Genomic DNA, 15418 nt, shown 5'->3' with positions numbered 1-15418 from the left:
GAGCCTTCAATCAATCGAACTACTGTATAAAAGGCTTTGGTTGCAGCCAAAGCTTGGGCCTCACATTACCCGAACTTGGTTAAAGTATTAATTAATTTATGGGTTTATTATCCATACAAGAAAATCAACAAGAACACGTGACAATTGGCTACGTTTCGCTTCGCTAAAAAAAATTTAGCCAACCATTACTTAGCCTGTTATTTATACGTTACCAATGTCTGCAATTGGCACTTAGCAGTCATAAATAAGCGAATCAAACACCTACAAAAAAGGCGCTTCCTTTACGGTAAGCGCCCTTCTCTAATCTCACTAATTACTTATTTTACGATTGTCATTTCCTCTAACAAGTTTTGTGCATTATCTACTTTATCCATTACCCATAGCATGTAGCGCGAATCAACGTGGATTGAGCGATTAAGCTCAGGGTTGTAATCCCAGTCACCAATAATACTTTCGTAAACACCGTCAAACAGTAAGCCTACAAGCTCTGCTTTACCGTTAAGTGTTGGCGAACCTGAATTACCACCGGTAGTGTCTACATTTGATAAAAAGTTAACGGGTACTGTATTCATGCCGCCCGTGTAATCACCATAAAGCTTGGCTTTAATTTGCTCTTGTAACTTTTTAGGTGCATTAAATGGGTCAACATCGGTGTTTTTAGCTAGTAATCCTTCAAGCGAGGTAAAGGGTGTTGCTACCAAGCCGTCTTGAGGTGAGTAGCCGCCTACAGTGCCATAGGTTACTCGTAATGTGCTATTGGCATCGGCGTATACAGGTTTGTTTTTAGCTTTGTTAAACGCAATTATTGCGCTCATTAACTCTGGGCGAGCGGCTTGTAATTTACCTGCAAGTGCTTTTGATTTATCTTCCTGTGCTTTCATTACTTTAAATATTGCTTTAGCGTACTGCACAAATGGGTCTTGGCTTTGATTTAGCTGGCTAAACGATTGCTCAAATAATGAATTGCGAACAGTGGCATTATCGAGTCTTGACTGCTCATACATGCTATCAAGTAACGCGCTTTGGGTTGCTTTATCAAACCCATTTTGTACTTTAAATACGTTATCAACGTCGCTAAAACGCTCTTCTTTTGGAAGTGCTGCATACAGTTCTAAAAAGTGCAGTAAAATAGCTTTGTCTACTTTGCTATCATAACGGCGCGTCATGCGCTCAAGCCCTGCTTTAATGCGAGGTAAGTCACGTTCTTGATAACCAGATTCACGTTCGCTATTTGGCTGTTGTTTTTCGTAAGCTAAGCGGTATAAACGTCGTGCTGTGCTGATCATTTGTGAGCGATGTACATAACCTAACATTCGGTCGCGTTCACTGTGCTCTTGTGATTGCGCAATTAGCTCAGATAGCTCACCTAATACGCTTCCGTATTGTTCTTTACGCTCACTATCGCTATTGATCCATTGTGTTAACTCTTGCTCAAACTGTTTTTTGCGCTCAAGCATAGTGCCTTTTTTGAAGCTTTCGATCATCGAACCATAGTTTTTAATATAGTTGTTATAACCTGCAATGGTGCTTTCGTAAGCAATACGCGCTTTACTGCCGTCTTCTGAGTTTTCTTCAATAAGCGACACGTATTTTGAGTTATGAACGCGTGCTTTAGGGTAGCTGTCGTTAAATACGTTATCTACCTCTGTTGCTATACGGTAGCGGTTAGTACGTCCTGGGTAGCCTGTAACCATTACAAAGTCGCCTTCTTGCACGCCTTTGGCACTTACTTTTAGGTAAGAGTCAGGTACGTAAGGTACGTTGTCTTCGCTGTACTCAGCTGGTTTTCCATCTTTGCCTACATAAGCGCGGTAAAAACCAAAGTCGCCTGTGTGGCGCGGCCACATCCAGTTATCTATATCGCCGCCGTATTTACCTACGCCCATTGCCGGTGCATAAGTTAAGCGTACGTCTTTAATTTCAAGTGACTTAATTAGGTAAAACTCTAAACCACCATGAAACGAATACACGTTACAACGATAGCTTTCGTCGGCTTCACACTGGGCTACTAGCGCTTTTTCATTTTTTTCGAGTGCGTCGTAGCGTGCTTTTGCTGTTAACTCGTTAGTACCTTTAATTACTTCATCTGTTACGTTGGTAACCGTTTTTGTTACATATACGCGTGAGCCCGGCGCTGCAGGTAAATCTTCTGTAGGACTTTTAGCTAAAAAGCCATTTTCTAAAATATTGTTTTCAGGTGTTGAGTTGTATTGTACCGAGCCATAAACACAGTGATGGTTTGACACAACTAAACCCTTAGGCGATACAAACGATGCTGTACAGCCACCTAGGCTAATTACCGCATTCATTGGGAATTCGGTTAATTTAGAAATAGATTCAACATCAATTTCAAGCCCTTTGGCTTTTAAAATTGATTCTAACTCTGGAAGTTGGTGTGGTTGCCACATGCCTTCGTCGGCTATGGCACTACTTGAAAGTGATAAAGAAAATGTGGCTACTAATGTAGCTACAAGAGGTTTTAAACGCATTATAGAATCCTTTTTATTTGTTTCTATAACAGGTTACTCGCGATGGGACAATAAGGTCAATAGCCGTGCAATGAATTGTTACAATCGAGTGTTTAATCTTACTTTTTATCAAAATTCATCGAAAAATCAAGAAACTGTTTTGCTGGTATTGGTTTACTAAAATAGAAGCCTTGCATAAAATCACAACCCAATTCGTTCAATAAAGTATGCTGCTCTTTTGTTTCTACACCTTCGGCTACCACTGTCAGTCCTAAGCTGTGCGACATAGCAATAATTGCCTTTACGAGATTACGGTCTTCATTGTTTAGTACAATACCATCAATAAAACTTCTATCTATTTTAAGTACATTAAAAGGGTATTCTCTCAAATAACTTAATGATGAATAACCTGTACCAAAGTCATCCATTGATAAGTTAATGCCTAATGCAGTAATTTCAGTCAGTATATCAACAACATTAGTGTGGCAACTCATCAATACTCCCTCAGTTATTTCAAGCTCTAAACTTTCGGGGTTTACGTTTGCTTCACTCAATGAGTTTTGAATGAAACTGAGCAACCCTACGTCTCTAAATTGGCGAGGAGATAAGTTAACAGCCATTGTATATTTTTGTTGGCGTTTACAGGTACTTTGCCATGTGTTTAAAAAGTGTAATGCTTGGCTAATTACAAACTTACCAATAGGTACAATTAATCCTGTATTTTCGGCAATAGGTATAAACTCATCGGGTGTTACATTACCTAGCACAGGGTTATGCCAGCGTAATAACGCTTCTGCACCAATGATGTGTTTATTTTTGGCGTCAAATTGGGGCTGGTAGAATAACTCAAATTCATTACGCTCAAGGGCGCCACGCATCTGCTCTTCTATTACGAGTCGGCGCTGAATAATTACGTTCATCTTTTTAGTAAAAAATGAATAAGTATTACGACCATATGATTTTGCTTGATACATTGCAGTGTCAGCATTTCGTAATAAATCAGCAACGGTTGTACCATTTTCTGGGTATATGGCTACACCAATACTCGCTGTTAGTATGTGTTCCCGGCCCTCAATTTTAAAAGGGGCTCTAAAGTTATTGACCAGTTTTTCAGTAATTTTTAGCGCTGCATGGTGATCAGTTATACCTCGTAGTAATACGATAAACTCATCTCCACCTAGGCGCCCTACCGTGTCGTCTTTTCGCAGTGCTTCTTGCAGCCTTTGCGCTGATTCAATTAAAAGTTTGTCCCCTGTTTCATGGCCTAAAGAATCATTTATTTTTTTAAAATCATCTAAATCCAAAAACAGTACCGCCGCTTTCTCGTTATTTCTTTGTGCTTCAATAAGTAATTGCGACAAACGATCAAGTGCTAAAAAACGATTTGGGAGTAAAGTTAGACTATCGTAATACGCTTGATGTCTAATTATTTCATCTGATTTATGCTGTTCTGTAATATCTCGAATAATAACCATTAACTGGTTATGTTCTGTTATTTTATTTATTCTTGCTTCAAAAAAAACGAGCCCATGGGGCAAAGCTAGCTCGTATTTAAAGCTCATCATCTGCTCTTTTTCTAATACAAGGCTGATATAGGTTTCAAATTTTTTGGCTACATCTTGAGGGAGTACATCACCCATTTTTTTACCAATAAATTGCTTTGGCTTGGTGTAGAGATCGGTCTCATTACTGGCATGATACTCAATAATAGTTCCATCATTTTCCATCAAGAAAAATAAGTCAGGAATTGCTCCAAAAATAGTTTTTAGCATATGCTCATTAAATGACGCATCTGCTTGTGCCTTTTTAACCTCAGATAAATCAATATCAATACAGTACATTTGTTTTGTATTATATTGATTTGTAAACATAACATGGCTGGAAAAAACCGATACATTGTTTCCATCTTTGTCTTGTAAGATAATTTCAGATGCTGGAATTTCTATATCTTTTTTTACCCAATCACTATGTGCGTTAATAACTAATTCACACATTGGCTCTGGAATTATAAGGTCTTCTATTTTTTGTCCTATGGCTTCTTCTTTGGTATATCCATAAAGTCGCTCACTGCCTTCATTCCAATAAATAACACGACGTTCATTGTCATAACCTTGAACAGAAATAACATTTACCGCATCAAATAACTGATGCAAATAGTCATTAATTACAAATTGATGGGTTAAGTTTGAAGTCGAGTTATCTAATTTCATTTTGAGGCTATATCCATAAATAATTTTATTTAATAATAGAGAAATACTAAATAATAATTAAATTTAATTTTAATATTAAATTTCCATGTGCATTATATACGCCATTATACAAAACAAAAAAAGAGCCGAAGCTCTTTTTTAATAATTGTTAACTATATTTAAACGCTATAAAAACTGAATTTATTTTTTTGTCACATCATTTGGATGTTCCACGCCAATCCATGCTTTGAATAGTGCTTTTTGCTCAGGCGTTGCCTCTTTATCAGCAACTACTTTTTTAGGCTTATCAAAATCTTCTGATAATACTAATGTTAAGCTTTCAAGAGCATCGCGACGAAGATAGTCAATGGTTACTTTATCGCCTTTTTTAAACGTTTCTAAGCTGGTTTTTAAATCTTTACCTACGTGATGTTTGTTTATAGCGACAATTTTATCATCGGTAGTTAAACCTGCTTTCCACGCACTGCCACCACGGCGAACGTAACTTAACGTAAGTAACTCGCCTGTGTTTTTAGCGGTAGCATCAATGCTTGCAAGGGCTTTTGCTTTTTCAGGACGTTCAAATTTCAAGCCTACTTTAGTAAGTAAGTCGTCAAAGTTAATACTTGCAGGCGACTCAACATTTTCTTGCCACCAGCTTGAGTAATCACGCCCTGTTAAATCTTTTAAGATATTAAGTACATCTATATCTGTAAAACCAGCTGGCATTTTATGATTGTTATAAAGTGCTTTGTGTACGTCGCGATAGCTTATTTTACCTTGGCTTTTTTCTAGCAAGTCGATATCTAAAACTAATGAAAGTAATGAACCTTCTGAATAAATATTAGTGCTGTAGTTACGTGCATGATCGCCACCTTGGTTAATCCATTTATCAAAGCTTGTTTCGCTTGCGCTTTGCACTTCACGGCCCGGTGTTTGTAAATGACGATTAATAGTTTTACTCATCACTTTAAAAAATTCATCTGTGGTTTCAATACCAGAGCGAACCATTAAATGATCTTCAAAATAACTTGTTGAACCCTCTGCAATCCAAAGCAGTTTAGAGTAATTCATATTAGTGTAATCGTACGGCACTAAACCTTGAGGGCGGTATGCTTTAACATTCCACGTATGAACAAACTCATGCGCAGCGGTGCTAATAAAGGCTAGGTAATCTTCGCGGCTACCAAATCTATCGCGTGGACGTTGAATAATTGTTGAGTTTAAATGCTCTGTTGCACCACCAGCACCCGACGTAGCATGAACCATAAATACATAACGTTCATATGGATAGCCATCCCAAATTACATTACCAGTAGCAACTAATTTTTTAAGATCGGTAAGCATTTGCTCTACATCGTAGTTACCGTCGCCCCATATAACTAAATCGTATTCACGGCCATCTACTTCAAATGTGTGTAGTTGGTTAATACCCGTTTCGATTGGTGAATCAACAAGCACGTCGTAATCTGCTGCTTTAAATGAATTTTTGCCTTTTAAATTATCCATACCCGATACAGAGCGCCACTTTTTAGGCACCTCTAAATTAACGGTTACTGGCTCTTGGCGAAATGATTCACTAAACATAAAAAAGCCTGATGCATCTATAAATGCATGGCTGTCGTCAATGTGGCGAGCGCGCTTACCAAGCTCATTTGCATAAACCTGATAGTCAACATTAACTTCGGTTGGCTCATTAAGGTGTACACGCCATGTACTGTGATCAATTTTTTCCCATTTTAACTCTTTGCCATCTTCATCTTTAGCTTTGAAGTAACGAATACCATTTGCAAGGTTTAACATTTCGTAGCGACCCGTGCGCCACGCAGGAAGTTTTATATCAAGATGTGCTTGCGCAGTTTTTGGAAACTCAACACTTACATCGCCTAAATGATGTTGTGGTTGTGTGATTTCTAAAGAATAATTTACATCGGCAAATACAGGTGCTGAACATGCAGCTAAAATAGATAGGGCTAATAACTTTTTCATAGAAACTCTTAGTGGAAACTTAATTGCCTGCAAGACTAGCAAGCCCCTATTTAAAAGTGAATTAAATACGACAAATTGCCCCGTATACGAGTTTATACGTAGTAGCTTATTAAAATTTCTAAGTTTTTTACTAGATAACTACACATAATAAAAATTTGTTGTAAACTGAAGATAATAAAATTAATTTGATGGCGGTACGCTTAGGTGTCTGAAAGATCTAATCCAACAGATAAAAAACTCAAACAAGCAATTGATGCTCGTATGGCTATTGAGAGTGCACGCAAACATCAAGTGGATATTTTGTGCGACTTTGCAGCTAAACTTTCGCTAAGCTGTAAAGGGCTTGATATTGAGTTAGATAATCGCCTTGCTAAATTTAGAAGTGCACTCAATAAAGGTATGAGCTTTGAAGACCTCTCTCCCCTTGTTAGTGAAACTTTGATATTACTTAAAAATCAAGAATCGATTCAGCAAGCTCAGCAACGTGATTTATTCAACAGTGTACAAAATGCAGGTAAACAGTTACAAAAAACTAAAGGTTTACCTGACGATACTCGCAGAGCCCTGAGAAATTTACTCGATCAAGAGATTAATAACGTTCAATCAACCCATGGTTATATTCCGTTACTTGATCAACTTATTCTCTTTTATCATGAAGCATTGCTAACTAAGCAAGACCCTCAAGCCGATAATCAGCGCCCTGTAAAACAAGCTCGTGCAAAAAAACTGCTTGAGCTAGCTAACGAACTTATACTTGAAGAAGAAGCTACACTACAAATTAATAGTATAAAAAATAATATTACGGAAAGTGACACAATCGATGCATTACTCGATGTTGCGATTAACATAATTGAAGTCGTAGTAAAAAACATTAGCAAAGAGCGTAAATCTGCACAAAGCTTTTTAGTTTCATTAAATCAAACCCTCGAAGATCTACATAATTCTATTGTCTCTACTAGTAGACACTCAGAATCGATGAGTATTGAGTTTGATTCGTTGAATAAAAGCATTGAACTAAAAATTAAAAACCTCAATGAACAAACACAAAAAGCAACGTCAATCTCATCTTTAAAAGAACTTGTAGATAACGAATTAAAATCACTAAGCGAAGATTTTCTAGCAAAAGAAAAGTTAGAACGAAAAGATAGAGAAATGCTTAGCACTAGCTTTAGTGAAATAAACAAACGAATTGTTACTTTAGAAGATAAGCTAACAACGTATAAAAAACGCTTAAACGAACAGCGCTTTAAAAGTTTACTTGATGGGCTTACAAAACTGCCTAACCGAGCTGCATTTGATGAACGTTACAATCACGAAATGCATTTGTTTAATGTGCAGCCATCAGATGTTACGCTTGCGGTTATTGATGTTGACCACTTTAAATCTATCAATGATAGATTTGGCCATACCGCAGGTGACATTACCTTACAGGTTATATCAAAAGCGTTGCAAAAATCGGTAAGAAAGTCCGATTTTATAGCGCGTTACGGCGGTGAAGAATTTGTATTGTTAATGCCAGGTGTGTCGCTTGAAAACGCAACATTACCTCTGGATAAAGTAAGAAAGGTAATTAAAAATATACCTTTTAAATTTAGAGAAAAACAAATTGAGATCACAATCTCGGTAGGTGCAACTCAGTTTAAAAAAGGCGATACTCTGTTAAAGGCATTTGATAGAGCAGATGATGCTCTTTACGAGGCCAAAAATTCAGGACGAGATAGACTTTGTACCAGTAAATAATGTCATAGCCATTATAAATTTTATGACAAGTAGTTTTTTACGATTTAGCAGTAAGGAGAACGTCTATGTTAATACAGTTAAACCCAACTGGGGTTTTAGATTTACTGTCGCAATTAGAAGTTGATTTATTAGAGCAATCTTCTGCTAGTGAGCGTTATAAGTTATTTAGAAACTGCGTACTAGCAGTGCTTAATGTAGGTAGCCATACCGACGAAAGTAGCGATATATACGACAAATACAAAGATTTTGATATTCGTTTAGTAAGCCGCGAACGAGGCATTAAAATTGAGCTTGAAAACCCACCCGAAACCGCATTTGTTGATGGCGAAATAATTACCGGAATTCACGAGCATATATTTTCTGTTATTCGCGATATTTTGTTTATTTGTCAAAAATACGAAAAAGATTTAAAAGAGCAAAAAGCCATTACTCATATGGTGTTCGATATGCTCAGAAATGCAGGTGCTTTGCGTGTTAATAGCGAGCCAAGTATGGTTGTTTGCTGGGGCGGACACTCAATAAACGAAGTTGAATATAAATACACAAAACAAGTGGGTTACGAACTGGGCTTACGTGGATTAAATATTTGTACTGGTTGTGGCCCTGGTGCCATGAAAGGCCCAATGAAAGGTGCCACTATTGGCCATGCAAAACAGCGCAATACCAATAACCGTTACTTAGGCCTAACAGAGCCAAGCATTATTGCTGCAGAGCCACCAAACCCTATTGTTAACGAATTAGTTATTTTACCTGACATTGAAAAACGCCTTGAAGCTTTTATAAGAACAGCTCACGCTATTATCATTTTTCCTGGTGGCGCAGGTACTGCTGAAGAATTGCTATATTTATTAGGCATATTACTTCATCCAGATAACACCAAACAATGTTTGCCTGTTATTTTAACTGGCCCTAAAGAAAGTGAAGCGTACTTTAAAGAGCTGTGTGAATTTGTTGAAATGACGCTTGGTAAAGAAGCATTAGATAAGTTTGAAGTTATTATTGATAATCCTGAGTTAGTTGGACAAAAGCTAAGATCGGCTATGGCCAATGTTCGTGATTACCGTAAAAGTGAAGGCGATGCCTACTACTTTAATTGGACGTTAAAAATCGATAACGATTTTCAACAACCTTTTGCACCAACACACGAAAATATGGCAAGTCTTGATTTACATCTTGATCAACCAAAGCAGTTATTAGCGGCTAATTTACGCAGAGCTTTTTCAGGTATTGTAGCTGGAAATGTAAAAGACGAAGGCGTTAAAGCCATTAAGCAAAACGGTCCATATATTTTAAGTGGCGAGCCTGCCCTTATGGAAAATATGGATACGTTATTACAAGCATTTGTTGATCAAGGCCGTATGAAACTCCCTGGCAGCAAATACATTCCGTGTTACAAAATAAAAGCATGAGTTTTATAGTTTGAAACCCCATTTACTTCTTATTGATGCGCTTAATTTAATTAGGCGCATTTACGCCGTTGACGCTAATCAAAAACATCACAGCGATGAGCAAATGATACAAACGTGCTGTGCACGTGTAGCTCACGCGTGTAAAAAGCTTTTAGATACAAGTAATGCAACCCATGCGATTGCGGTATTTGATGGTGACAAAAGCTGGCGTTATCATTTTTATAAAGACTACAAACACTCCCGTGCCCCAATGCCTCAAGTGCTAAAAGATGCCTTAGAGCACTTTAAAACCGCAATAGAAGAAACCGGTATTGTTGTATTTGAGCCTATTAACGATGAAGCCGATGACATTATTGCAACGCTTGCATTTAAGGCATCAAATAATCAAATAGCTAATACTGTTGTCTCTACTGATAAAGGCTTTTTACCCTATTTAGGCCCCTACATTACAGTTTATGATTACTTTAAAAAACTCTATTTAGATGAGACTAGTATAAAAGAGCGATTTGGTGTTGAGCAAAATAAGCTCGTTGATTTTTGGGCTTTGGCTGGTGATAAAACAAATGATATTCCGGGAGTAAAAGGAATAGGTACTAAGTCTGCGCAGCAAATAGTTAATAACTATAGTTCAATTGAGCATGCGGCCGAAGATGAGTCTCTAAGCCCGAGTATTAAAGCAAAGTTAGCCGCTAATATGGATATGTACGTAATCTCAAAGCACCTAGTTAGTTTACGCACCGATATAAATTTAGGCTTTAGTTTAAAGCAGTTAAGACTTAATTAGTCGCAAGTTAATAGCCTCTAAACATTACAAAACGTATACTATTATTAGTTACCGGAGTCAGAGTAAACCATATTGAAAAAATTTATCCGATATTTAATCTTAGGTTTAGGGCTATATGCACTGATAGCAGCGTTGGTGATCACCTTTTATAAAGACGATCCTCAGGCTATGATCTGGCAAGACCGAGAAGCTTTTAATAAACGTTATATCGAAAAACTATCACTTGAGCAGCCAACAACACTAAATACTGTGCTTGATTATTTAGGCAGCCCCGACCTTACTTATGCCAAACGAGATGGTGAACAGGTATTTCAGATAGTTTTTTACCGTACACAGCATAAAACATCTGACGGTATAACCACTATGGATGAATGTACTGGGTTATTATTTAAAAATGGGCAGCTATTTTTATGGGGTCCTAGTGCATATAATAAATATCAAGAACAAAATTAGGTGAAGGTTTAATGGATGAAGCTGTTTCAACTACTTTAGAGCAGCTGCTTAATAATACGCAGCTGTTTTTAAGCTATTATAACAATAAACAAAAATGGACAGCCTTATACCCCATGGCAAGTAAGCTAGCTGAGCAATATAGAGTGCTCTATAGTGAACAGCCATTCGCATTACAAGCTCGTTTAACACTTTATAATCCTAATTATTCTTATGCCACCAACTTAGTTGTTAGTCAAAGTGTAATAACCGCTGCACTTTGTAAATCTCAACACTATAACAATGCCCTAAGCGAGCTATACATAGCGGCTTCACTCATTGAGCATTTATGTGTTGGAACGCAATTAAACAAGCTCTGTGAGCAAACACCTTTTCAAGACTCTGATAAAAACATATGGAAAATGCGTCATCAGTTAGCTGCTAAAGTAATGTTATCCAGTGGCGATTCTGCCAAACCCGTTACGCAATTATTAGCTAAGTTAAGTAAATATAAACAAGCATTGGTAAGTGCTCCTAAAATAATGCTTTACGATGGGGGCATAACACTAATTGCTTTAGCAAATATTATTAGTATGAACATTACTAGTAATACGGCTAATAAACACATGAGTTTATTTAAAGCACTTACTGACTTGTACATTCGCACACCAAATTTGTTTGCACTGCAGCTAATCAAATCACTTATAGCTCATTTGGGGCCACTGTTACCGGGAAGCCGCGTTTTTTATGCCGAGCAAACCATGATTTATTTAGCGACTGATGCGCAGCAAAAACATATTTTAATTAGTACCGCTAATCCAAATAAATTGGCTTGGTTTAGCGTTAAAGCAACCCTTAACGACAACCCAAAACAATGGCATTGCGCTGATAAAACCATTAGCTTCAAAGTGTTTAACAGTGAACATGTTAAGTCAAAAAGTGTGGTTGACGTTGATAAAGCACAGTCTTTACTTGAACTAATAAGTAATATTAAGTCACAGCACGAATATAGCTATAAAGGGCTAAGCCAGCTAATGGCGGCTCACCCTCAGGTAGTTGCTAATTTATGTGAGGCAGTAAAACCTTATAATAAGGAGCATCAAGCCGCTAAAGACTTAAAGCATAGTTTATCGATGGTCGGTTATTATAATGCGCCTGCGATAATTCAAAGAGTTGTTTTTGAGCAATTAGTTAATGTTACCCCACACCCTCTGCAAACCTACGTTACTAACAGATTAAATGGTTTAGTGAAAATAATGGCCTTATTGGTCAGTAAAAATAAACACGACCAGTTTGAACACATTACATTACCTTTATATGCTTATGCTCATTTTTTATTAACGCAATGCAGTACACAGCTTTCTCGTAAAACGCTGATTGACGACACACCAAATAAAACATTAAGTGCCCCTATTTGCTCATTTTTTGGAGTAGATTCAATTAATAACGAGCAACTAACGCAACAGCTTACTCATTTATTGAGTGACAACCCATGGACAACGGCACTTTTAGAAGCAGAGCAAACACCTAAAAAACACTTAACTGATTCTCATAAACTCTGGATCACACTTAAAATTGTTGCACAGAGTGTTTTTAAACCAGAACTTGCGCTAACAGCGTGGCAACTGCAAACATTAAACGAACAGCTGAAAATACTAAATTGGCAAAGCCTAACTGATTTTAATCAAAAATTAGAATCTCTCGCGTTATTTAATAGTATTTAATTTATGGAAACCTATTTAACGTCTTTATACCCATTATAACTTTGGTGTATACCCAGTATTTCTTGTATAAACTAGCAAAATGGGTGATAAGTTGATATAAATGCGCCCTTAAATTTTCAAGCACGTTCACATAAATGATCTAACAAGCGATTATCCTCTCAGGGTAATAATTTATGTGCAAATCAAACTCTTTAAAGGAAAAGTCAATGGCCAAACAAACCATCACAGTGATCAAAGGCGACGGCATCGGTCCGAGCATTATCGACTCAGCACTTGAAATATTAAAAGCCGCAGGTTGCGACTTTGATTATGAATTTGTTGATGCTGGCCTAGCTGCACTTGAAAAAACAGGTGAGTTACTTCCACAAGACACGGTTGATACAATAGCTAGAAACAAAATCACTCTTAAAGGCCCATTAACAACGCCTGTAGGTGAAGGTTTTACGTCTATTAACGTAACACTTCGTAAGCAATTTGGTTTATACGCTAACGTACGCCCTGTTAAATCATTTGTTGGCACTAAAGCGCGTTACGACGATATTGATATCATTACTATTCGTGAAAATACGCAAGGTATGTACTCAGGTGCAGGCCAAATAGTAAGTGAAGACGGTAATGAAGCAGAAGCAAAATCGATAATTACGCGTGAAGGCGCAGAAAAAATCGTAACTTTTGCATATGAGCTAGCGGTACGTGAAGGTCGTAAAAAAGTAACTGCTGTTCATAAAGCTAACATTTTAAAATCAACATCTGGTTTGTTTTTAAAAGTAGCACGTGAAGTAGCTGAGCGTTACCCACAAATTGAATCAAATGAAATGATTGTTGATGCAACGTGTATGAAACTGGTAATGACACCTGAAGAGTTTGACGTAATTGTTACGACTAACTTATTTGGTGATATTTTATCTGACCTTTGTGCTGGTTTAGTTGGCGGTTTAGGTATGGCTCCAGGTGCTAACATTGGCGAAGACGCTGCAATTTTTGAAGCTGTACACGGTAGTGCACCAGATATTGCTGGCAAAAACCTAGCTAACCCAACATCTGTAATTTTAGCGTCTATCCAAATGCTTGAGCATTTAGATATGGGCGATACAGCAGAGCGTATTCGTAGTGCTGTTGCTGATGTAATTAAATCAGGCGACCGTACAACTCGCGATTTAGGCGGCAGCCACGGTACAACTGATTTCACTCAATCAGTAATTGACCGTTTATAATTAATATTTGTTATTAATTGAAATAGCCCGCTAATTTAGCGGGCTTTTTTTTATTTGTTAATTAAGCTTATACCAACCTGGTGTATTTATGCAGGTTAGTATTAAACCTAAATAAACTTAACAGTAGTAATCCTAATAAACCTGCCAATGATCCGCCACTTGAACCCGAACTACTTTGTTGCTTTTGTACTGTAAGAGATAACTCTTTAGCAAAAGTGTCATTTGTTTGAGTATCAGTAACATTCAACGTTACACTAAATGCCCCGTCAGTTTGGTAAGTATGCCTTGGGTTTTGTAAGTTTGATACTGCACTGCCATCACCAAAATCCCAACTGTAAGTATAACTATTAAAGCCGCCGGTTACTTGCGCATTAAATTGAGCGCTTAAATCATTTACTGTAACGTTTGCGTCTATGCTAAGCGGAACAGTTGCAGTTACATCAACCGCTTTAGTTTGCTCCGTGCCTTCGTTATCTGTCACTGTAAGCGTTACTTGGTAATCACCAGAGTATAAATAATTATAAGTGATCGATTGCGTCGTTAAAGTACTTCCATCCCCTAGCTGCCAATTATAAGTATACGGTGCAACTCCACCTGTAAACGAAGCTTGAGCTGTGAATATTCCTTGGTTTATTTCATATTCAATTTTATTTACAGATAATGGCTCAACTAATGTAACTTGAGCAACCGCTACTTTCTGTGAAGTATCATTACTTGCTATAAACTCAACGCTATAGGTGCCATAGTCTTGGTATTCATGAGTAGTCGTTAACTCTGTGCTTGAGCTACCATCGTCAAAATTCCACGTGAATTTATCCGCAGGCGTGAGTGCAAAACCTTCTACATTAAAATTAACGATTAAACCTGTTTTGGTAAAATTAATACCCTTAGTAACATCGTAATTAAGCTCTATTTCTATGTCTTCACTATCAGCTGACTGGCTTATAATATTAAACCCAAAGCCAACCTGTGGAAGGGCAACGCCCGATGACTGTTGCGCTGAAAAGCTATAGTCGGTTTTATCAGTAAACCCTGTAATAGCTGATAAATCATCATCACCTAACCCAGCTCGCTGTGGGTATAGACTAAAAGCAGCATCACGAATTTGAATTGCTGAAGCAGCCGGAGTTTGCGTACTGCCTTTATTTATCGAGCGCTGATCAGCATCTACCACTAATGCAAAACCACTACCTGGATGCTCTGTCGTGTTGTTATCGGCTTGAGATTCATTGCTATACCACAATAATAATCCCGGTGAGTACTGCTCTGCTTGCAAACTACTATCAACGCCTGTGTATGAACGCAATTGTAAATAGTAATGTGATGGCGATGCATATGTGTAACTACCTATTTTGAGGGTGTAACTAATTTTGTGTAACTGCCTATCATAATTTACTCTATCAAGAGTTTAAGGATTAGGCGATGAACATGAATAAAGAAGAACTCGAAGCGTTTGCTAAAGAAGCTGCTAA

Annotated in this window: 10 protein-coding genes; 6 read left to right on the top strand and 4 right to left on the bottom strand. The window is 37.5% G+C overall.

Translation table 11 applies throughout. The features are described 5' to 3' along the window. Nucleotides 1–317: 317 nt before the first annotated feature. The 3 genes from I6E70_RS19995 to I6E70_RS19985 form a co-directional block, all read right to left on the bottom strand. Entirely contained in the window at nucleotides 318–2489 is a 2172-nt protein-coding gene (locus I6E70_RS19995; RefSeq protein ID WP_197189448.1) for a S46 family peptidase, read from the bottom strand. 98 nt (nucleotides 2490–2587) lie between these two features. Further along, the gene (locus I6E70_RS19990; protein WP_197189447.1) at nucleotides 2588–4678 is read right to left on the bottom strand and encodes a bifunctional diguanylate cyclase/phosphodiesterase; all 2091 of its coding nucleotides are present in this window, start codon (nucleotides 4676–4678) and stop codon (nucleotides 2588–2590) included. Between the two features lie 180 nt (nucleotides 4679–4858). Further along, a complete protein-coding gene (locus tag I6E70_RS19985; protein ID WP_197189446.1) occupies nucleotides 4859–6646 on the bottom strand; it encodes a M61 family metallopeptidase in 1788 nt (595 codons plus the stop codon). A gap of 204 nt (nucleotides 6647–6850) precedes the next feature. Between I6E70_RS19985 and I6E70_RS19980 the strand changes: the two genes are divergently transcribed. The 6 genes from I6E70_RS19980 to I6E70_RS19955 all read left to right on the top strand — a co-directional run bounded on the left by I6E70_RS19980 (nucleotide 6851) and on the right by I6E70_RS19955 (nucleotide 13946). Further along, nucleotides 6851–8386, top strand: a complete 1536-nt coding sequence (locus I6E70_RS19980; protein ID WP_007580677.1) for a GGDEF domain-containing protein — start codon at nucleotides 6851–6853, stop codon at nucleotides 8384–8386. Nucleotides 8387–8451: 65 nt separating this feature from the next. Continuing rightward, nucleotides 8452–9795 carry a nucleotide 5'-monophosphate nucleosidase PpnN gene (ppnN, locus tag I6E70_RS19975; RefSeq protein ID WP_007580678.1) on the top strand — a complete coding sequence of 448 codons (1344 nt, stop codon included), beginning with the start codon at nucleotides 8452–8454 and terminating at the stop codon, nucleotides 9793–9795. 10 nt (nucleotides 9796–9805) lie between these two features. Beyond that, a complete protein-coding gene (xni, locus tag I6E70_RS19970) occupies nucleotides 9806–10579 on the top strand; it encodes a flap endonuclease Xni (protein WP_169043981.1) in 774 nt (257 codons plus the stop codon). Nucleotides 10580–10648: 69 nt separating this feature from the next. Beyond that, a complete protein-coding gene (locus I6E70_RS19965) occupies nucleotides 10649–11032 on the top strand; it encodes a DUF3192 domain-containing protein (RefSeq protein ID WP_024591078.1) in 384 nt (127 codons plus the stop codon). An 11-nt stretch (nucleotides 11033–11043) separates the two neighbouring features. Continuing rightward, the gene (locus tag I6E70_RS19960; RefSeq protein ID WP_197189445.1) at nucleotides 11044–12732 is read left to right on the top strand and encodes a hypothetical protein; all 1689 of its coding nucleotides are present in this window, start codon (nucleotides 11044–11046) and stop codon (nucleotides 12730–12732) included. A gap of 206 nt (nucleotides 12733–12938) precedes the next feature. Continuing rightward, nucleotides 12939–13946 (top strand): isocitrate dehydrogenase, encoded by a 1008-nt coding sequence (locus I6E70_RS19955; RefSeq protein WP_007580684.1) that lies wholly within the window; start codon nucleotides 12939–12941, stop codon nucleotides 13944–13946. 67 nt (nucleotides 13947–14013) lie between these two features. On the opposite strand, the gene I6E70_RS19950 is transcribed toward I6E70_RS19955, so the two are convergent. Continuing rightward, the gene (locus tag I6E70_RS19950) at nucleotides 14014–15297 is read right to left on the bottom strand and encodes a PKD domain-containing protein (protein WP_331459196.1); all 1284 of its coding nucleotides are present in this window, start codon (nucleotides 15295–15297) and stop codon (nucleotides 14014–14016) included. Between the last annotated feature and the right edge of the window lie 121 nt (nucleotides 15298–15418).

The sequence above is a fragment of the Pseudoalteromonas sp. NGC95 genome, from assembly GCF_015864705.1.
In the GTDB taxonomy this organism is placed as follows: domain Bacteria; phylum Pseudomonadota; class Gammaproteobacteria; order Enterobacterales; family Alteromonadaceae; genus Pseudoalteromonas; species Pseudoalteromonas arctica.
Note: the sequence above shows the minus strand (reverse complement) of the source record. Positions and strands in the feature narration are given on the sequence as shown.